The following is a 19,258-nucleotide window of genomic DNA, read 5'->3' on the forward strand; positions in this document are numbered from 1 at the left end:
AAGGTCCGCCTCGAACGAGATTGATGAAGGTTAGTTGCGCCGGATCGCGGCGTGCTCAGCCGGCGCGCGCGCGCTCGGCCAGCGCGGCGCGGCGCCGCCTGACCAGATCGGCCAGCTCGCCCTCGACGAAGCTCGACGGGCGGCACTGGCGGTTGGGTAACGAGATCCGGATATCGCGCGGATTCTGGCGGTTCGCCACGATGCGGTCGACGACGCGGTCGAGCGGACCCTCGTCGACGATGACCCTGAAGCCGTCGATCCCCATGACCGATGCGACCGCATGCTCGTCCCAGATCGTGCCCAACGAACTTCCCTTCATGCCCGATGCGTCCCCATGCCGCGCTCGCGACCCCAGACCACCGCGCCGCTGCGGCGGGTGGCGCCGGTCTTCTCGTAGATCCGCGCGACATGGTTGCGCACCGTGTTGCGCGTGATCGCCAGCCGCTGGGCGATGGCGGCGTCGTCGAGATCGTCGCAGATCAGATCGAGCACCTGGCGCTCGCGCGCGGTCAGGTCGGCGGGCGCCAGCTGTGCTGTGGGTCGACGCAAGGTCGCGAGCTTGTCGAGGATCGATCGGCTGAGCCAGCTCGTGTCCTTGAGTACCTCGTCGATCGCCTCGGCGAGCTCGGCCTCGCTGCGGCGGCGCTCGGTGACGTCCTGATAGACCCAGATCACCCGCGTCGTCCCGTCGCGGTGGATCCTCTCCGCCGCGACGCTGCAGCGCAGCTCGCTGCCGTCGCGCGCGACGAATTCAGCTTCTCCGGCGTGAAGGGCGCCGTGCTCCGCCAGCTCGCGCTCCAGCGTAACGCGCGCCGCGTCGTCCTGCCACCAGCCGAGCGCGTCCACCGGTACGTCGGCGCCCGGTGCGACCGCGATGCCCGACAGCGCGCGGAAGGCGGCGTTGACGCGGAGCACGCGATGCGTCTCGTCGGCGATCACCATCGCCACCGGCGCCATGTCGAACACAGCCTCGAGGTTGCGCTCGCTCACCGCGAGCGACCGTTCCGCCTCGCGGCGCGGCTGCAGGTCGGCGAAGGTGAGCAGCAGCACGTCTTCGTCGGTCACGTCGATCGGCTGGCCGGCGAAGATGACGAGACGCCGGCTGCCATCCGCGCAGAGCAGCTCGGCCTCGGTCTGCGGGATCACGTCCCCGGCGTCGATCAGGCTCCGCACCTCGGCGCGGCTCGGCAGGCCGCCGAGCAGCCCTAGCCCGAACAGCGAGCGCTCGGCCAGCTGCTCCCGATCGAAACCGGTCAATGCGAGGAGGCCCGGGTTGGCGTCGGCGATCCTCAGGTCGCGCTGGCGCACGATCAGCGCCGGCGCGGGGTTGGCGCGGAACATCGCGCGGAAGCGCGCCTCCGCGTCGAAGCGCTTCGACACGTCGCACAGCACCACCGCGAGATAGTCCGGCTCGCCGCCGTCGACGTCCATCACGACGTCCCGCACCTGGTGGACCCAGCGCGCCTCGTCGCACCCCGCCGGCGCGACCTCGACGATCAAGTCCGGCATCGCCTCGCCCGCGAGCACGCGGAAGAGCGGGTATTCGCGATGACGGAGCTGCCGGTGCTCGGTGTCCCACATGGTGAAACGTCGCGCATAGTCGTCGGCGGTCGCTCCCAGCTCGCTCACCTCGCCGACGCCGTGCATCGCCAAGGCAGCGTTGTTGGCAGTGAGCAGTGTCCCGCTCGGGTCCAGCAGGATCACGCCGTCGAGTAGCTGCGCGATCAGCTGCTCGAGGTGACGAAGCGTCGGCTGGGCGGAGAGAAGCGGGGCGCGCGGCATCCGCCATCAACCGTGCCACCCCCGTACCGTTCCCGGCGCAGCATCAGCGAACCTAGTGCGCTCGCACTAGTCCGCGAACGAGCGCACCCCACGCCGGCTGAACTTGTCGTCGGCGCCTTCCGTTGATGCGGTACCAATCTACTAACGGAGTAATCGCCATGGGTCTCATCGTACTTCTCGTCGTCGGCGGCGTGATCGGCTGGTTGGCCAGCGTGATCATGCGCACCGATGGCCAGCAGGGCATCTTCCTCAACGTCGTCGTCGGCATCGTCGGCGCGGTGCTCGCGGGCTTCGTCGTCACCCCGCTGATCGGCGGCGCACCGATCACCAGCGGTGTTCTCAGCATCCAGTCGGTGCTCGTCTCGCTGCTCGGCGCGGTCGTGCTGCTCGGGATCGTCAACCTCTTTCGCCGCGGCACGGTGCGCTAAGGCGAGCGGCAGGGACGATGCCGCGCATCGCCTCGGCCAATTACGAGACGCAGGCGGACGCGCACCACGCCGTGTCCGACCTGCGTGTCGCCGTTGTCCGCGACGGCGAGATAGCGGACATGACGCCTTGAGGCGCGGGAGAGCGCGTGGGATGCCCGGGCGCCGAGGTCGCTGAGGCTAGCGCCCGGTGCGATTATCAGACGACCTCTTCCAGCCGCTATCTGGAACGCGGCGGTGTGCTGCTCTGCGTGGGCACCGGCGCCGCGACGATCGTCAACAGCCCGCCGTGCCGCGGCGCCACGATGCCTGGCCACGCCGACACATGCTGCTGGAATGAACGTCTGGCGCAGGCGGACACGCCCGCCACCGTGGTGAACCGTATCCGACGGCCTGGTGACAGCAAGCAAGGAACAGCGTCACGATGAAGGAATGCCAGATCGAAGGCACGATGGCGTTCGCGCAGCGCTCGGCGGTGGAGGCCGCGCTGCGCGACAATCGCTGCAACATGTCCCACGCCGCGCGCCAGCTGCGAGTCGGGCGGACGACGCTGTACCGGCTGATCAAGCGCTTCGAGATCGAGGTAGCGGTTATGCCGCGTCAGCTGGCGATAGCTGGGCCGGCAGCGGCCTCCACGAGCGTGCGACTGGTGGACGGCGTCTGGTATCTCGTGAACGCGGGCGGCGAGCGCGGCTAGCGACGCAGCCACTCGCGCAGCAGCATCGTCACCTCGCCCGGCCGCTCCATCGGCGCGAGGTGACCGCAGTGGCGGATGGTATGGAAGCGTGCGCCGGCTATGCTCTCGGCGAGCGCATGCGCGTCCTCGGCCAGGCAGATCCGGTCGCGGTCACCGACCGCTACCAGTGTCGGTACGCGCACCGCGTCGATCGCGGACGCGATATCGGGACGGGCGAGCAGCGCGCGCTGCTGACGCTCGAAGATCGCCGTCCCGACGCGCTCCGCCATCGCCTGCACCGGGCCGCTGACGATCGGCGTGAGCATCGGATCGGCGTGCGGGGCGGTGGCGAGCAAGCCCTGCTCGCGCACGCTGCGCGGCCGCAGCCGCATCGAGGCGCGCGTGCCGAACAAAGCGAGCCGCTCGACGCGGGCCGGCGCCTGCCGGATCATCTCCAGCGCGACATAGCCGCCGAGGCTGACCCCGGCGACCGCCATGCGTGGCGGGGCGTGCGCGAGCACGCGCGCCGCCATCGCCTCGAGTGTGTCGTCGACGGTCAGGTCGCCCAGCTCGGGATGCGCGAGGTCGGCGAGATCGGTCACCTGGCGCGCCCAGAGCTGGCCGTCGCACCCCATCGCCGGCAGCAGGACGAGCGGGATCGGCTTGGCGGTCATGATCGGATCTCCGATGCGGGACGACGAGGGGAGGGGATTAGCCGACCAGCGGGAAGGCGAGCGCCAGCATGCCGACGATCGTCATCAGCGCGCAGACCGCGGCGGCCGGGACGAGCGTGAAGCGCTGGTGGTCGGCCAGATCGACCCCGGCCAGGCTCACCAGCAGATAGGTCGAGGGCACCAGCGGGCTGAGCAGGTGGACCGGCTGGCCCATCAGCGAGGCGCGCGCGATCGCCATCGGTTCGACGCCATAGTGTGCGCCCGCCTCGGCGAGGATCGGCAGCATGCCGAAATAGAAGGCGTCGTTCGAGATGAAGAAGGTGAAAGGCAGGCTGAGCGCCGCGGTGATCGGCGCCATATAGGGCCCGAGCGCGGGCGGGATCACGCCGACCACCTCCTTGCTCATCGCCTCGACCATGCCGGTGCCCGAGAGGATGCCGGTGAAGATGCCCGCGGCGAAGATCAGCGACACCACCGACAGCACATTGCCCGCGTGCGCCGCGATCCGCTCCTTCTGCTCGGCCACCTGCGGGTAGTTGACGATCATCGCCACCGCGAAGGCCAGCATCATCAGCACCGACAGCGGCAGCACGCCCGAGACGAGCCCGGCGAGCAATGCCACCGTCAGCGCGGCGTTGAACCAGCGCAGCCGCGGCCGCCGCGCCTCGGGGAACTGCGACACCGCCATGCCGGTGAAGCTCGTCGGCGCCTCGGCGTGCAGCTGGCCGATGCGGCGGCGCTCCTTGCGGCCGAAATAGACCGCGAGCGCGACCAGCCCGGCGAGCCCGGCGATCATCCCCGGGATCAGCGGCAGGAACAGCGTCGCCGGATCGAGCTTGAGCGCGCTCGCGGCGCGCGCGGTCGGGCCGCCCCAGGGCGTCAGATTCATGATGCCGCTGGTCGTCATCAGCAGGCAGCACAGGTACAGCCGGTTCATGTCGTAGCGCTTGTACAGCGGCAGCAGCGCGGCGATCGTGATGATGTAGGTGGTCGAGCCGTCGCCATCGAGGCTCACCATCGCGCACAAGGCGACCGTGCCGACCAGGATCTTGAGCGGGTCGCCGTGCACCAGCCGCAGCAGCCGGTTGACCAGCGGGTCGAACAGGCCGGTGTCGGTCATGGTCGAGAAGAACAGGATCGCGAACAGCAGCATCACGCCGGTCGGCGCGAGATTCTTGATGCCGTCGATCATCATCTCGCCCAGCCCCGCGGCGAAGCCGGCGAGCAGCGCGAAGGCGGTGGGGACGACGATCAGCGCGACCAGCGGGGTCATCCGCTTGGTCATGATCAGCGTCATGAAGGTGGCCACCATCAGGAAGCCGAGCAGAGCGAGGTTCATCGCGGGGGAAGTCCTGTGTGCGGGCGATCAGAAGGTGACGGCGACGCGCGCGCTGACGGTCTCGCCGTCGTCGGCGCCGGTGACCGCGCCGGCGCGGTTGTCGGTGTCCCAGTGGATCGCGTTGACCTGGATGCGGGTGAAGCTGTTGAGGTACCAATTGGCGCCCAGCGTCGCGGCCCAGCCGCGGCCGCCGGTCGCCAGATCTTTATAGTCGAGATTCTCGTAGCGCGCGGTCAGCTCGATCGCGCCGGGGCCACCCTCGAAGATCGGGCGCAGCACGCGCGGCTGGCCGAAGCTGCCCAGCCGCGGGTTGTACGGCGGCAGGTCGCCGGTGATGAACCAGCCGCCCGACAGGCTGTACGCCTTGCTCACGAAGTCGGGCCGGCCGCCGTCGAGCCGGGCGTGGCGCTGGCCGGCCTCGCCCATCAGCCACACCGGGCCGAGATACCCGCCGAGCTCGGCGCCATAGCCGGTGGTGCCGGTGCCGCCGGTGAGCGGCCCGGTGGAGACGCGCAGCGCGCCGTTGAAGCGGCCGCCGATCACGGTGTTGCGCGTCAGCGTCGTGGCGGCGGACGACAGTCCCTCGTCGAAGCCCCATAGGCCGAGGTGAAGCACGCCGGTGCTGCTCTTGAGCGGGTTCCAATGCGCGCGGCCGAGCACGGTGCGGCTGTCGCTGACCGACTGGTTGCCGTCGACGCGATCGCCGGTGACGGTGAGCGAGGCGTGGCCCGACTTCCAGAACAGCCGCGGCATGATGCCGATGCCGTAGAAGCCACGCTGCGGGATGATCGCGGTGGAGACCGTGCTGCGCTCGAGGAAGGGCGTGGAGTCGGAGCCGGTAGAGCCCTCGAAGGCGCGGTCGTTGAACAGATGGCCGGCGCGCACGTCGTAATCGAGCCCGGGGACGATCCGGTCGCGCCAGCCGATGAAGGCGGTGACGATGTCGACCTCGTTCTCCGAGAAGTCGGTCTCGAACTGGTAGAAGAAGTGCGTGCCGACGCCGCCCTCGATGCCGAGGCGCAACGCGCGCATGCCGGTGGTGGTGATGTTGCGAGCCGCGTCGCGCGAGCCGAACGACGAGCTGACGTCGGCGAGAATACGCCCGCGCGGCTTGAACGTGTAGATGCCGTCGGCAGAGTGGAAGACGGGCAGGCCAGAGCCCCATTCGGTGGTGACGCCCGCCTCGTTCGCCTCGCGCGCGCGCGCCACGTCGCGCTCGGCCGGGCCGGGCGGCACCAGCTGCGGCGCATAGGGCGAGGTGACGACCGGCCGGTCAAGCTGCGCGAGCTGGGTCGGTGTGGATGGCGGGGTAGCCGGCGCGGCAGACGGAGGCGCGACTTGGCTGGCGCTCGCGGTCTGACCGGCCTCGAGCCGGTCGAGCCGTGCCTTGAGCCCGGCGATCTCGGCGGCCTGGGCGCGCACCAGCGCCTCGAGCTCGGTCTGGCCCGTGGTCTGTGCGAGGGCGGGTGCGGCGGCGAGCAGGGCGACGAGCGCGCTGGCGGTGGCGAAGGTCGTCACGGGCGGGGAGCTTCCTGGGCGAGGGTGGTGCGCCACTCGGCAAGGGATCGCCGGCGCTTGATGGTGTCGAGGTTGACCAGCAGCTGCGGACCAACGCGGATCGTGCGGACCTGCGCCGGGTTGAGCCGCGGCGCGCGGACATCGCTGCGGACAGGCAGCAGCCAGGCGCGCGCCAGCAGCGTCTGCCCGGTACGCGACAGCAGGAAGTCGAGGAACAGCCGCGCCGCGGCGGGGTGCGGGGCGTCGCGACCGACGAAGGCGACGCGCGAGGCGATGATCGAATAATCGCGGAAGAAAGCGACGCCGAGCCGCGCGTCGCGTTGGGCGCGGGCGAGCGCATAGGCGCTTACCACATTGTAGCCGATCGCCGCGCGCCCGTCCGCGACCGCATCGAGCGTCGGGCTGGCGGTGGCCGCCAGCAGCGGCCGGGTCGCCGCGATCGCGCCGAGCAGCGAGCGCGTGTCATTGGTGGTCGCCCAGTCCTCGGCGAGATAGAGGTAGCCGACGTTGGAGCGCGCCGGATCATAGGTGGCGACGCGCCGGCCGCCGGGATCGGCGCGAAGGAAGCGTTCGAGCGCCTCGTGCGTCCGCGGCACGTCGGCGCGCGCGACTTGGCGGCGATTGTACACCAGCGCGACCGGCTCGGCGGTGACGCCGTAGCCGATGTTCTTCCACACCGCGGCGGCGGGGAGCGCTGGCTTCTCGGGGCTCTGATAGGCCTGCCCGTAGCCGTCGTTGATGAGCTTGACCTGGAGGTCCATCGCCGAGGACCAGATCAGATCCGCGCGGGCCGCGCCGGCGCGACGCTCGGTCACGACGCGGCGGAAGATCTCGCGGGATTCCAGGTCGTGATAGGCCACCATCACGCCGGGGTAGCGCTGGCGGAAGGCGGCGATCACCGCCTCCATCGATGCGGCATCGGCGTTGCCGTAGACACGCACGCCGCGCTCGACGCGAGCCTCGGCGATCAGCGCGTCATAGGAGCGCGGATAGCCGGCCGGGCGCTGTGCCGCGGCGGGAGCAGCGAGCGCTGACAGATACAGGATGAACAGCACCACGCGCATCTCGAAGCTCCTCTCGCTTCCCGCCTCTGCGTTCGGGTAAGCTCTGGGATCATGGGCTACGTCCTTTACCTGTCAGCAACCTTTCAGCGCGCGTGCCCGTCGTGCGCATCCTGATCGTCGAGGATGATGCGGCGCTCGCGCGCAGCCTGGTGGCGCTGCTGCGCGGCGCCGGCCACGCGGTGGACCATGTCGCCACCGGCGAGGACGCGCTGATGGTCACCGCGGGCGAGCCATACGCGCTGGTCGTGCTCGACGTCGGACTGCCGGGGCAGGACGGCTTCGCGGTGCTGCAGGCGCTGCGGCGACGCGGCGAGCGAGTCCCCGTGCTGATGCTGACCGCGCGCGACGCGCTCGACGACCGCGTGCGCGGGCTCGATCTCGGCGCCGACGATTATCTGCGCAAGCCGTTCGCGCCGGTAGAGCTGGAGGCTCGGGTTCGCGCGCTCGGGCGACGTCGCGGCGGCGATCCCACGCCCGAGCTCGTGGTCGGTGCGCTGGTGCTCAACCGCTCGAACGGCGAGGCGCAGGTCGCCGGCCGCACGCTCGACCTGCGCCGGCGCGAGTGGGCGGTGCTCGACGCGCTGGCGACCCGCGCCGGCCAGATCGTCCCGCGCGAGACGCTGCTGGCGGAAGTGTTCGGTTTCGACGAGCCGGTCGGACCCAACGCGCTCGAGGTCAATATCACGCGCCTGCGCGGCAAGCTGGCACCCGAGGGGCCCGCGATCCGCACGGTCCGGGGAGTGGGATATATATTGGATGCCGGATGACCGGCCGCGCGCGGTGGCGCTGCGCACGCGGCTGCTCGCCGCACTGCTGGCGCCGCTGCTCGCCATCGCGGTGCTGCTGGGGCTCGCCGGGGCTGCGCTGATCAGCGACGTGGTGCGGCGGACCAACGATCGCGTGCTGGGGGGCGCGCTCGGCGCCATCGCCGAGACGGTGCAGGTGGAGCGCGGCGAGGTGACGCTCGACCTTCCCGCCGCCGCCTTCGGCATGCTGGAGAACAACGAGCGCGACAACGTCTATTACCGCATCGCGGTCGGCGCGCGGGTGCTGACGGGCTACGGCGACCTGCCCGCGCCGCGCGCCGACGAGCTTGCCGCCGATACCCCGCGCTTCCGCTACGCGCGCTTCCGCGGGCAGGGCGTTCGGATCGCCGAGGTGCGGCGCGAGCTGCCGCGCGTCGACGCGCCGGTGATCGTGCAGGTGGCCGAGACGCTGGACGGCCGCGCCGCGCTGCGCCGCCGCCTGCTCGGCGCGCTGCTGGGCGGCGAGGCGGTGCTGGTGGGCGTGGCGCTGCTGCTGATCCGTCCCGCGCTCGCCTGGAGCCTGCGCCCATTGTCGCGGCTGCGCGGCGCCGTCGCCGCGCGCGACACGCGTGCCACGCCCGATCTCTCCCCGCTCAACCCCGGCCCGCTCCCCGCGGAGCTGCTGCCGCTGGCCGGCGCCTTCGACAACCTTCTCGCGCGGCTCGACGCGGCCACCGCCGGCATGCGCCGCTTCACCGCCGACGCCTCGCACCAGATGCGCACGCCTTTGGCGGTGCTCAAGATCCAGGTGGCGCTCGCGCGGCGCGGCGATCCCGCGGCGCTGCCCGAGATCGCCGACGCCGCCGACCGGCTCGAGCATCTCGTCGCGCAATTGTTGGCGCTCGCGCGTGCGGAGGAGGCGGGCAGCTCGCCGCCGCTCGAGCCGGTCGAGCTGCGCGCGCTCGCCATCGTGGTGCTCAACCGCCGTATCGCGCAGGCGATCGAGGCGGGAGTCGAGGTCGATCTGCGCGCGCCCCCCGCGGGTGTGACGATCGCCAGCCACCGCACCTTGCTGTTCGAGATCCTCTCCAACCTGATCGACAATGCGATCCGCTACCATCGCCGCGGCGGTACCGTGATGATCACGATCGAACGCGAGGCGGGCGGGGTTGCCCTCTCGGTGGCGGACGACGGTCCCGGCCTGTCGGAGGTCGACATCGCGCGGGCGGGCGAGCGATTCGTGCGTTTGACGACCAGCGCGGGGCAGGACGGCAGCGGACTGGGCCTGGCGATCGTGCGCTCGGCGGCGCAGCGGCTCGGCGCGACGGTCGAGATCGAGAACACACGTCCCGGGCTGTGCGTGACGCTTCGCTTCGCCGATGACGATCACCGCGGGCGTTGAGGCGTTGTCCCAGCGCTTCTCCTCACATCGTTGCGACGTGACCGAGAAAATCAGGCAAGTGTCATTAAACGACGTTGATTGTTTCCGAACATGTCTGATGGTCCTCACGCCACGGCTCCTCGCGCTCGCGGCGCTGCTCGCCAGCACCGCCACGGCGACGGCGCAGTCGCTCCCCGCCTCGCCCGCCTCGTGGGTCGAGAAGCCCGGCAAGGAGAAGACCGCGCCTCAGGAGGATTTGAGCGGGCTGATCGTCACTGCCTCGAGCCGGCTACGCTATGAGACAGTCGACGGCCGACCGCGTCCGATGGAGGCGACGGCGGAGGACGCGGTTCTGCTCCGCACCGGCGTCGCGGTCGAATATGGGCCGGGGCCGCTCGCGATCGGCGCCGAGCTGATCGACAGCCGCGGCTATGATCTCGGCCCTGGCACGCAGATCTCGGCACCTGGATGCTTGGCCTGCCCAACTCGTCGAGCCACGCGCTGATCGGCTCGGCTCGGCGTCGGCGTCGGCGTCGCCGACCGATGGCTCTCGTCGGGCCGGCGCCGCGGGCGTGGAGTGGAGCCAGGCCGAGAGCGTGCTGCTCGCCCTGCTGGTCAGCCCCGTGATCGGCTTGCTCGGCGCGATGCTGCTGCTCTGGGCGATGAAGCGCCTGCTGCCCGACCGCCAGCTGTACGAGGAGCCCGAGGAGCAGCGCCCGCCGCCGCTCCACATTCGCGCGCTGTTGGTGTTCACCTGCACCGCGGTGAGCTTCGCGCACGGCAGCAACGACGGGCAGAAGGGCATGGGGCTGATCATGCTGATCCTGATCGGCGTGGCCCCGACCGCCTATGCGCTCAACCGCACCATGCCCGACAGCTCGACCCCTGCGTTCACCCAGTCCGCCACGAGCGCGCAGCGCGTGTTCCGCGCCAGGGCCGCGGGCACCCAGGTCGCGCCCGAGCGAACGCACGCGGTGCTGCAGGACGCGCTGCGCACCAAGACGACCGACAGGCCGAAGGTATATGCCGCGCTGAACACCGTCTCCACCGAGGTCGCTACCGACCTGCGCACCTACGGCTCGCTCCGCAAGTTGCCCGCGGCGCAGACCAAGAACGTCCGCGACGACATGTACCTGGTGTACGACACGCTACGGCTGCTCGGCGAGGACAAGGATGCGTCGGTGCAGCGCTTCCCCGGCGGCGGCGCGAAGGCGCTCAGCGACTACGAGCACCTGCTGGAGAAGGGCACACGCTATATCCCGACCTGGGTCAAGGTGGCGGTCGCGCTGTCGCTGGGGCTCCGCACGATGATCGGGTGGCGGCCGATCGTCGTCACCGTCGGCGAGAAGATCGGCAAGGCGCATCTCACCTATGGCATGGGCGCGGCGGCCGAGCTGGTCGCGGCGAGCACGATCCTGCTCGCGCAGGTGAAGGGTATGCCCGTCTCGACCACGCAGATCCTGTCGAGCGGCGTCGCCGGGACGATGGTGGCGGTTGGCGCTGGATTGCAGCGCAGCACCGTGCGCAACATCGCGCTGGCCTGGATCATGACGCTGCCCGCGGCGACGCTGCTCTCGGGCGTGCTCTACGCGATGCTGCTCGCCGTGGTGCCCGCCCTCGGGCTCCGCTGAGGCGCGGCGCGGCCGGCGCGACGGCGGCGACCGCGCTCGGCGGTCACGGCTCGGGCTGTTCCCCGAAGGAGAGCGCCTCGGCCGGGCCGACCTTCGCCTCGCCGGCGAAGAGCTGATCGAGCCGGTCGCGCACCTCGCGGCGATAGTCCTGTTGGCCGCGCCGGCGCGGTCCGGCGACCGAGACCTCGTCGGCGATCACGTCCTTGATCCGGGTGAGCGCGGCGTCCGGCAGCACGCCGGCGTCGCGCAGCTCGACGCAGAGCTGGACCAGCCCCACCGCCGTGGCCTGCGCGCGCAGGCCGACGTTGACCATGTCGAAGTGAAGACGTTTCTGCCGATCGATCGATGACATGCGATCTCTCCTCTCGTACGAGCATAACGCACGAGGGGACGGCTCCGCTGCGCGCCGGTCGGGGCGTTACGGCGAGGCGCCGGGCGCTCAGATCGGCACGTCCGCCGGGTCGATGCTGCGGAAGCCGTAGGTGCGGTAGCGGCTCTCCACCGACCGGCCGTCGACGCTGATCTCCGTATAGCCTTCGGCTGTGCCGAGGAACGAGCCGCGCCAGTCGGCGCCTGCGACGGCGCCGGTGGTGATGAAGCGGATGCCGTTGAGTTCGATCTGCTCGTAGACGTGGCTGTGCGCCTGCAGCACGGCGATCACGTCGTGGTCGCGCAACAGCCGCAGCACCTCGCGCGCGTTGCTGACGAAGGTCCAGTTGTGCGGCGTGTCGAGCCACGACTCGGGCTCGTAGCAGCGCATCGCGGTGATCAGCGGTATGTGCGTGACCGCGATGATCCGCGTGCCGCGCGGCTGCGCGGCGAGGTCCGCGCGCAGCCAGTCGAGCTGCGCGGCGTCGATCCGCCCCTCGTAGCTGCGATCGGCGGTGATCCCCACCGAATCGAGCACGACGAAGTGCACGCCCTTGTGGTCGAACGCATAATAGGTCGGGCCGAAGCGCTCGACATAGAAGGCCTTGCCGTAATCGGGCGCGGACGGATCGATCCCGCTGGCCGGAAAGACCCCGAGACAATCGTGGTTGCCGATGACGTGGCGCACCGGCTTGCGCAGGTGCTGGCGCTCGATCCGCTGGTACAAGTCCATCAGTGATGCAGCGCGCGCTCGGCCGACCTCCAGCGCATCCTCGATATGGTCACCGGCCTGGATGACGAAGTCGACCGACGAGGCGGAGACCTGCTCGAAGCACATCGCGCAGGCGCGCGCCGCGGAGAACTCGGGCCGGATGTGGCAGTCGCCCAGCAGCGCGAGGCGGAACGAGCCGCCCGCGCCGGGGAGTCGCGTCGCGGCGGCCGCGGATGCGAGCGGCGCACCCGCGGCGAGCTGGAGGAGATGGCGTCGCTGCATCATCACCTCGCGCTCACAGGTGCAGCCGCACCGTGCCGAACACCTGACGCGGCGCGGCGGGCTGCAGCGTGGTATAGGTGCCGTTCGGATCCGAGGTGACGAAGCCGGCGGTGCCGGTCGACGCGATGTAGCGTTTGTCGAACACGTTGGTGAGATTGATCTGCACGTCCAGCGTGCGGCTGAAGCGATAGCCCGCCATGAGGTTGACGTTCACCGCCCCCGGCAGTTCGGCATCGTTGAGATAGCTGTAGTAGCGGCGACTGCGATAGTGCGCGTTCACGCCGCCCCAGAGCACCGAATCGTCGTAGGTGAGCTCGACGGTGCCGACCTGCTTGGGGGAGGCCACGACCTGCTTGCCGCGGATCGGCACGACCGCGCCGCCGAGCGGGCGAACGTCGTCGTCGTAGGTGGCATCGTTATAGGCCCAGCTGCCGTAGAGCGACCAATGCGGCAGGAAGCGCCAGTTCGCGGCCCCCTCGACCCCGAGCGACGACACGCCACCGACGTTCTGGAGGACGTTCTGATTGCCGACCACCGTCGCACTGATCGACGACGCCAGAAGGCGATGGGTGAACTTGACGTAATAGCCGGTGAGCGAGAGCTGCAGCGCGCCTCCGTGATAGCGATAGCCGCCCTCGAAGGTGTCGGTCATCTCCGGCCTGAGATCGCCGCGGATATAGTCGAAGCCGGCCTGCGAGCTGCTCGAGAACGGGCCGCTCGAGGTCGAGGCGACGAACGCCGCCATGTTGCGGGTGTAGTCGGCGAACAGCTCGTTGCTCTGGTCGAGCGTGTAGAGGATGCCGGCAGTCGGCAGGAACCAGTTCTCCGCCTTGATCGAGCCGTTGATCGGCTTGGTGCTGACGATGCTGCGCGCGCGGTTCGTCGACACCACGCCCTTCACGCCGGCGTTGAGCCGCAGCCGCTCGCTCGCCTGCCAGGTGTCGCCGACGTCGAGTTGCAGCGTCTCGGTGCGGTACTCGTTGTAGAAAGTGGTGCGGAACGGGTTCGTGTAGAAGCGCTGGAAGTCGCGCGGGGCAACGCCGGCCTGAAGGCCGTACAGGTACGAGCCCTGGTCGAAGGCGTTGCGCTCGTACCAGACGCCGGCCGCGATCTTGTGCGCGCCGGCAGATAGCATCAGGCGCGAGATCACGCCCTTGCGATCGATGTCGTAGCGCAGCGCAGACACCGAGATCGGCGAGCCTCCGTACGCCGCCGGCGTGGGATCATAGGGGCTGGCGTAGGTTCCGATGCCCTTGTCCAGATGGATGTACGCGGTGGTGACGCCGGAGAGGCGCGGCGAGAGCTGATAGTCGAGCTTCTCATAGCCGAGCAGGTCGCGGCGCACCCCACCGCCCTGGTAGATCGTGTCGTCGGGGGCGGCGAACGGTGCAGGTGCGGTGCCGCCGCTCTGCGTCAGACGCGCGAGCTGCTCCGCCAGGGCGAAATCGCGGATGTTGTCGAAGCGCCAGCCATAGGTGCGCAGCCGCGCGAGCGAGACGTCGTTGTAATCGTCCTCGCGGCGGTGGATCAGGTTGAGGAACGTCGTCGAAGTGACCGAACCGCCTAGCGGCTGGATGTATTTGGCGTTGAGCTGGTCCTGGTTCTGGTTGCCCCAGCCGCGCCACTTGCCCTGACGATCGTGCGCGTAGGAGAGCGAGAGCCGACCGCCCCAGCGCAGCTCGCCGCTGTTGAGCCGCACGAAGCTGCGCCATGAGTCGGCGCTGCCGTAGCTCTGCTCGAGGTCGAGGCCGATGGTGGTGGTGGGATCGATCGAGGTGAAGTCGACGGTGCCGCCGATGTTGCTGGTCGAGGCGGTGCCGAGCGCGCCGCTGCCCTGCGACAGCGTCGCCGCGCCGTTGTTCTCGCTCAGCAGAGCGCGGTTGATCGAGAGGCCATTGTTGTTGCGATACTGCATGTTGCCGAGCGGCACGCCGTCGAGCGTGTAGCCCATCTGGTCGGTGAGGAAGCCGCGGATCGCGAGCTGCGTGGCGGCCTCATAGGTGCCGCGCGCGTCCGACGAGTCGAAGTTGACGCCGGGCAGGCGGCCGAGCGCTCGCAGCGGCGACGTGCCGGGAGTGAGCTTGCGCGTCGCGCGGCTCGTCACCGTCTGCACCTGGCGCGACTGTCCCTGTCCGAGCACGACCACGTCAGGGGAGGCGGCCGTCGCGGTCTCCGCCGGCGTCGGTGCTGGGTCCGGCATGGGGGCGGCCTTGAGCGAGATCATCGTCGCGGTCTCCTCCGCGACCACTAGCCCCTGCCCCGCGATCAACCGGCGCAACGCCTCGCCGCGGGTGAAGCGGCCTCGCAGCCCGGCGACGCGGCGCCCGGCGACCGCGTCGTAGGGGAAGATGAGATGGACCCCGGCCTGCCGCGCGAAGCTGTTGAGCGCCGCGGCGGTGTCCGCGGCCGGGATCGCGAAGGCGATCGGGGCGGCCTGGGGCCGCGCGGGCGCGGCCGCGGGCAGCGCGATCGCCACCAGGGCGACCGACGTGAGGTAACGAACCATGAGAGATGTCCCCGCTTTACACGATTGTCGCAGGGAGGATGGATGGGCGCGGCAAAACCGCCATGCGCCCGTGAAAATAATCAGGCGCGGGTGAGCACGATCCCGCCGCCACGGCCGGTGGTGGCCTCGATCCCGAACGAGGCGTGGAGGGCGCGGAGGAACTCCGCCGGACTGGTGGTGGCGAAGGTGCCGCCGAGGCGGAGCCGCGACAGCGCCGGGTCGCCGATCACGATCTTGTGCGGCAGATAGCGGTTCATCTCGGCGAGCGCATAGTCGAGGCTCTCGCCCGACAGCATCAGCGTGTCGCGCTGCCAGGCGGTCACGCGCGGCAGGTCCGCCGCCCTGGGCACGACCGCGCCGAGCGTGTCGCCGCTGAGGAGCGCGATCTCGCCGGCGCCCAGCCGACCGCTCGCCGCGTCGGTGATGGCGCCGGTGATCACCGCCAGCTCGCAGCTCTCGCCGCGCAGCCGCGCGTTGTAGCGCCCCGGCGCGAGCCGAAAGGTGCCGGCGGGTACACACAGAGCGGCCTGTTCGCCGCGCCCCAGTCGGATCGCCATCTCGCCGCGCTCGAGCCACAGGCGAAAGGGGCGGCCCGCACGCCAGCGCACCTCGCTGTCGGTGTTGACGTCCAGCGTGATGGAGGGCGCGGCGGCGACGCTGCGGCGCTCGCCAACGCGCGTGCTGATCGTCTCGCGCGCCTCGCCGCGATAGGCCAACCCGCCCCCCACCGCCATCACCGCGGCGACCGAGGCGGCGGCGCGCAGCACGTGGCGTCGACCCGGACGCGTCGGAGCGGCGGCGGCCGTGGGAAGAGAGTCGCGCTCACCGGCGACGAGGCGCAGCGCGTCGAGATCCCGCCACGTCGACGCGACCTCGGCGAAGGCGACGGCGTGGCGCGCGTCGGCGTCGCGCCATGTCGCGAACGCTGCGTCCGACGCCGTGCCCGCGTCCAGCGCGGCGAGCCACGCGGCGGCTTCCTCGATCAGGTCAGCGCTCGGCTGCGGTGTGGGGGAACGACCGGACACGCTTCCTCCGCCTGCGCCTCATCGGCGCGACGCGCCTTTATCATGAGGGCGAGGCCCTTAGCGATGTGCTTCTCGACCGTCGAGAGCGATATCGACAGCGCCTCGGCGATCGCCGCGGGCGCCATCCCCTGTACCTTGCGCATGTGCAGAACGCGCGCGCATTGCGGCGGCAGCGTCGCCATCAGCTGCTCGAGGCGCCGCAGCTCGGACCGGCCCGCCGCGACCGCGAAGGCGTCGGGCGCGCTGTCCGCCACCTCGAGCAGCTGCATCGAGGCGAGCAGTTCGATCCGCACGACCTGGGCGCGGCGCAACCGCTCGAGCGCGAGGTGATGGACGACGGTGAGCGTGAAAGCGCGCGGTGCGAGGATGGCCTGGTGATTCTGGCTGCCCAGCACGCGGGCATAGGCTTCCTGCACCAGATCATCGGCCTCGTCGGCGCCGCACAGGTGCGCGGCGCGCGCGCGATAGGCGGCCGCGTGCGGTAGAACCTCGGCCATGAACCAGCGATCGATGTCGCGTAACCAGCTCATGTCGTGCCCTCGACCATGCGCTCGCCCTAGGCGGCGAATCTTACATCGGCGGGACAGCGCTCCGATCTCGCCCGCGCGCCGCGGCCCCTTTCGCGCGCTGCCGCGTTGGCGGCGTGAAGGAGAAGAGTGGGTGTCGAGCAGGGTCCTGATCACCGGCGCGAGCGTCGCCGGTAACAATCGAAGCGGCTGGCCGACCCGTACAGCCGCGCCGTCATCCGAGCGCTGCACGCGGCCATGGCGCTCGCCAGCCAGCCCTTGGTCACCGCGTTGACGGGGCGGCTCTTCCGCGACGGAGGCAAGACCAGGCCCGACCTGTCGGCCTATCCGGCGTCGGCGGTGGCGCCGGCCCCGCCGGCACCGGAACCGGCCGACGCCGCGGCGGTGCGCTCCGCCGGTCGGTCGCCCCGCGCCGCATTGGGGCTCGTCGGGCTGGTGCTCGGCGCGAGCGCGGTACTGGGGCGCCGCAACGCGCCCGACCGTACGCACCCGACGATCCGGCGCTGGTATCGGGGGCTCGACAAGCCCGACTTCACGCCGCCCGACGCCGTGTTCGGCGCGGTATGGCCCGCACTCGAGGCAGGGCTCGCGGTCGGGGGCTACCGGCTGATGCGACGTCCCGCGAGCCAGCGGCGGAACGCCGCGGTCGCGCTGTGGTTGGCCAATAGCGCGATGATCGGCGGGTGGAGCGAGCTGTTCTTCCGCCGTAAGCAGCTGGGCGCGAGCGCGGCGGTGTCGGGCGCGATGCTCGCCTCGGGCGTGGCGCTCGTCGCCACCGCGGCGCGTGTCGACCGTACCGCCGCGGCCACGGCGGTGCCCTATGTCGGCTGGCTCGGCCTCGCGACGCTGCTGGCCGAGCGGATCCGCCGCGACAATCCGGCGCGCGGCCGATGAGCCGGGTCACCGTCTGGCACGACGGTGCCTGCCCCTTGTGTCAGCGCGAGATCGCGCTGATGCGCCGGCTCGATCGGCGCGGCCGCATCCACTTCGTCGACGCGACGGCGGCGACCTGCCCGCTCGACCGCGCGGGGATGCTCGCGCGCTTCCACGCGCAGGAGGAGGGCGGTCCGATCGTCTCGGGCGCGGCGGCGTTCGCGGCGTTGTGGCGCGCGATCCCGTTGCTGCGCCCGCTCGGGTTGGTAGCACGCCACCCGGTGGTGCTGGCGCTGCTCGAGCGACTCTACCTCGTCTTCCTCCGGGTGCGTCCGCGGCTGCAGCGCTGGGCCGGGCGGGGTGTGGCGTGAGGCCGGTGCGCGAGCGGGCGGAGCCGGGGCAGGAGAGCGTGTGGGACTATCCGCGCCCGGCCGTGGCGGAGCCGAGCGGCCGCCACGTCCGCATCGTCCATCGCGGCGTGACGGTGGCGGATACGCGCGCAGCGATCCGCACGCTGGAGACCAGCCACCCGCCGAGCTGGTACCTGCCGCCGGCCGACGTAGCGCGTGAGCTGTTGCGGGCCTCCACGCGGCGCTCTTTCTGCGAGTGGAAGGGGGAGGCAGTCTACTGGCATCTCGCGCTCGGCGACGCGCTGCTGCGGGACGTGGCATGGAGCTACCCCGACCCGACGCCCGGCTTCGCGCCATTGCGCGATCATCTCGCCTTCTATGCCGCGCCGCTGGACCGCTGCACCGTGGACGAGGCGGTGGTGACGCCGCAGCCGGGCGGTTTCTACGGCGGCTGGATCACGCCCGACGTGGTGGGCCCGTTCAAAGGCGTGCTGGGCAGCATGGGCTGGTGAGCGCACCGGCCCATGCTGCCCGGTGTGATCAGGAGCCGCCCGCGGCGCGCTGCTGGGCGGCGCGCTCGGTGAGCGTCTTCAGCGTCTCGTCGAAGCGACCCTCGCGCTCGGCCTGACGGAGGAACTGCACCTCGTCGACCAGGATCTCGCGCGGGGTCGGCTGCTGGGCGAACTGTGCCGCGACCGCGTCGGCGAAGGCCTCGAGCGGCATATAGCCGGGACGGTTGGCCTGGCCCGGCGTGAGATCGGTCTGCACGCCCGGCGGCGCCAGCTCGATCACCTCGACCTTGCCCGCCAGCTGCGTGCGGAGTGAGATCGTGTAGGAGTGGATCGCGGCCTTGGTCGCCGAGTAGGTCGGCGCCGCCACCAGCGGGACGAAGGCGAGCCCCGAGGTGACGGTGACGATCGCGGCGTCGGGCTGGGCGCTAAGGTGATCGATCAGCGCGTTGGTGAGCCGGATCGGGCCGAGCACGTTGATCGCCACCGTCGCCTCCGCGTCGGCGAGGTCGCGGCGCGCGGTCAGATCCTCGAACTTCATGATCCCGGCATTGTTGAACAGCACGTTGAGCGCGGGGAAGTCGGCGACGATCCGGCGCGCAAAGGCGTCGACCGCGGCGGGGTCCTCGACGTCGAGCGTGACGGTGTGGATCCGCTCGCGTCCGGCCGCAGCCTGCTCGAGCGCGTCGCGCCGGCGCCCGGCGATGATGACGGTGTCGCCGCGGTCGTGGAAGCGGTGCGCGAGCGCCTCGCCGATGCCGCTGCCGCCGCCCGTCATCAGGATCGTGTTGCCGCTGGTCTTCATGGTCGGGTCGCTCCGAGTCGCGAGGGGGTGAACCGCCGCACAATGATCCGCGCGGCGGATCGTT

The 19,258-nt window shown here is 70.8% G+C and carries 21 protein-coding genes; 9 read left to right on the forward strand and 12 right to left on the reverse strand.

The window, feature by feature from the left end; all coding sequences use genetic code 11:
• Positions 1-55: 55 nt before the first annotated feature.
• Complete coding sequence (locus K7957_RS11965; protein WP_223012205.1) at positions 56-304, reverse strand: hypothetical protein; 249 nt, start codon at positions 302-304, stop codon at positions 56-58.
• An 11-nt stretch (positions 305-315) separates the two neighbouring features.
• Positions 316-1,782 (reverse strand): PAS domain S-box protein, encoded by a 1,467-nt coding sequence (locus tag K7957_RS11970; protein ID WP_223012206.1) that lies wholly within the window; start codon positions 1,780-1,782, stop codon positions 316-318.
• Between the two features lie 158 nt (positions 1,783-1,940).
• On the opposite strand from K7957_RS11970, the gene K7957_RS11975 reads away from it, so the two are divergent.
• Complete coding sequence (locus K7957_RS11975) at positions 1,941-2,210, forward strand: GlsB/YeaQ/YmgE family stress response membrane protein (protein WP_223012207.1); 270 nt, start codon at positions 1,941-1,943, stop codon at positions 2,208-2,210.
• A 421-nt stretch (positions 2,211-2,631) separates the two neighbouring features.
• Entirely contained in the window at positions 2,632-2,904 is a 273-nt protein-coding gene (locus K7957_RS11980; RefSeq protein ID WP_223012208.1) for a helix-turn-helix domain-containing protein, read from the forward strand.
• Here the strand turns inward: K7957_RS11980 and K7957_RS11985 are convergent.
• The 4 genes from K7957_RS11985 to K7957_RS12000 are packed head-to-tail and all read right to left on the reverse strand — an operon-like array spanning position 2,901 to position 7,478.
• Positions 2,901-3,557: an alpha/beta fold hydrolase gene (locus K7957_RS11985; protein ID WP_246616987.1), complete on the reverse strand. Its 657-nt coding sequence runs from the start codon at positions 3,555-3,557 to the stop codon at positions 2,901-2,903. The genes K7957_RS11980 and K7957_RS11985 overlap by 4 nt on opposite strands.
• Before the next feature lie 37 nt (positions 3,558-3,594).
• Positions 3,595-4,896, reverse strand: coding sequence for a CitMHS family transporter (locus tag K7957_RS11990; protein WP_223012209.1), 1,302 nt, complete (start codon positions 4,894-4,896; stop codon positions 3,595-3,597).
• 27 nt (positions 4,897-4,923) lie between these two features.
• The gene (locus K7957_RS11995; protein ID WP_223012210.1) at positions 4,924-6,414 is read right to left on the reverse strand and encodes an OprO/OprP family phosphate-selective porin; all 1,491 of its coding nucleotides are present in this window, start codon (positions 6,412-6,414) and stop codon (positions 4,924-4,926) included.
• Positions 6,411-7,478, reverse strand: coding sequence for an ABC transporter substrate-binding protein (locus tag K7957_RS12000; protein WP_223012211.1), 1,068 nt, complete (start codon positions 7,476-7,478; stop codon positions 6,411-6,413). Before K7957_RS12000 ends, K7957_RS11995 begins: the two co-directional genes overlap by 4 nt.
• A gap of 101 nt (positions 7,479-7,579) precedes the next feature.
• Here K7957_RS12000 and K7957_RS12005 point away from each other — a divergent pair, with 101 nt between their 5' ends.
• From K7957_RS12005 to K7957_RS12020, 4 genes are all read left to right on the forward strand, one after another.
• Positions 7,580-8,245, forward strand: a complete 666-nt coding sequence (locus tag K7957_RS12005) for a response regulator (RefSeq protein ID WP_223012276.1) — start codon at positions 7,580-7,582, stop codon at positions 8,243-8,245.
• Entirely contained in the window at positions 8,235-9,626 is a 1,392-nt protein-coding gene (locus K7957_RS12010) for a sensor histidine kinase (protein WP_223012212.1), read from the forward strand. The genes K7957_RS12005 and K7957_RS12010 overlap by 11 nt, the downstream gene beginning before the upstream one ends.
• Positions 9,627-9,723: 97 nt before the next feature.
• The gene (locus K7957_RS12015) at positions 9,724-10,110 is read left to right on the forward strand and encodes a hypothetical protein (protein ID WP_246616988.1); all 387 of its coding nucleotides are present in this window, start codon (positions 9,724-9,726) and stop codon (positions 10,108-10,110) included.
• Positions 10,111-10,177: 67 nt separating this feature from the next.
• Positions 10,178-11,236: an inorganic phosphate transporter gene (locus K7957_RS12020; RefSeq protein WP_343228390.1), complete on the forward strand. Its 1,059-nt coding sequence runs from the start codon at positions 10,178-10,180 to the stop codon at positions 11,234-11,236.
• Positions 11,237-11,279: 43 nt separating this feature from the next.
• Here K7957_RS12020 and K7957_RS12025 read toward each other — a convergent pair whose 3' ends face one another.
• From K7957_RS12025 to K7957_RS12045, 5 genes are all read right to left on the reverse strand, one after another.
• Complete coding sequence (locus K7957_RS12025) at positions 11,280-11,588, reverse strand: hypothetical protein (RefSeq protein WP_223012213.1); 309 nt, start codon at positions 11,586-11,588, stop codon at positions 11,280-11,282.
• Positions 11,589-11,675: 87 nt separating this feature from the next.
• Positions 11,676-12,602, reverse strand: coding sequence for a metallophosphoesterase family protein (locus K7957_RS12030; protein ID WP_246616990.1), 927 nt, complete (start codon positions 12,600-12,602; stop codon positions 11,676-11,678).
• Between the two features lie 10 nt (positions 12,603-12,612).
• Positions 12,613-15,105: a TonB-dependent receptor gene (locus K7957_RS12035; protein WP_223012214.1), complete on the reverse strand. Its 2,493-nt coding sequence runs from the start codon at positions 15,103-15,105 to the stop codon at positions 12,613-12,615.
• 80 nt (positions 15,106-15,185) lie between these two features.
• Positions 15,186-16,130, reverse strand: a complete 945-nt coding sequence (locus K7957_RS12040) for a FecR family protein (RefSeq protein WP_223012215.1) — start codon at positions 16,128-16,130, stop codon at positions 15,186-15,188.
• Positions 16,088-16,660, reverse strand: a complete 573-nt coding sequence (locus tag K7957_RS12045; RefSeq protein ID WP_223012216.1) for an RNA polymerase sigma factor — start codon at positions 16,658-16,660, stop codon at positions 16,088-16,090. Before K7957_RS12045 ends, K7957_RS12040 begins: the two co-directional genes overlap by 43 nt.
• A gap of 234 nt (positions 16,661-16,894) precedes the next feature.
• Here K7957_RS12045 and K7957_RS12050 point away from each other — a divergent pair, with 234 nt between their 5' ends.
• The 3 genes from K7957_RS12050 to K7957_RS12060 are packed head-to-tail and all read left to right on the forward strand — an operon-like array spanning position 16,895 to position 18,392.
• A complete protein-coding gene (locus K7957_RS12050; RefSeq protein ID WP_223012217.1) occupies positions 16,895-17,551 on the forward strand; it encodes a TspO/MBR family protein in 657 nt (218 codons plus the stop codon).
• A complete protein-coding gene (locus tag K7957_RS12055) occupies positions 17,548-17,901 on the forward strand; it encodes a thiol-disulfide oxidoreductase DCC family protein (RefSeq protein WP_223012218.1) in 354 nt (117 codons plus the stop codon). Before K7957_RS12050 ends, K7957_RS12055 begins: the two co-directional genes overlap by 4 nt.
• Positions 17,898-18,392, forward strand: a complete 495-nt coding sequence (locus tag K7957_RS12060; protein ID WP_223012219.1) for a DUF427 domain-containing protein — start codon at positions 17,898-17,900, stop codon at positions 18,390-18,392. The genes K7957_RS12055 and K7957_RS12060 overlap by 4 nt, the downstream gene beginning before the upstream one ends.
• A 28-nt stretch (positions 18,393-18,420) precedes the next feature.
• Here the strand turns inward: K7957_RS12060 and K7957_RS12065 are convergent, their stop codons facing one another.
• A complete protein-coding gene (locus tag K7957_RS12065; protein ID WP_223012220.1) occupies positions 18,421-19,194 on the reverse strand; it encodes an SDR family oxidoreductase in 774 nt (257 codons plus the stop codon).
• Between the last annotated feature and the right edge of the window lie 64 nt (positions 19,195-19,258).

It is taken from the genome of Sphingomonas yunnanensis (assembly GCF_019898765.1).
Taxonomy (GTDB): domain Bacteria; phylum Pseudomonadota; class Alphaproteobacteria; order Sphingomonadales; family Sphingomonadaceae; genus Sphingomonas; species Sphingomonas yunnanensis.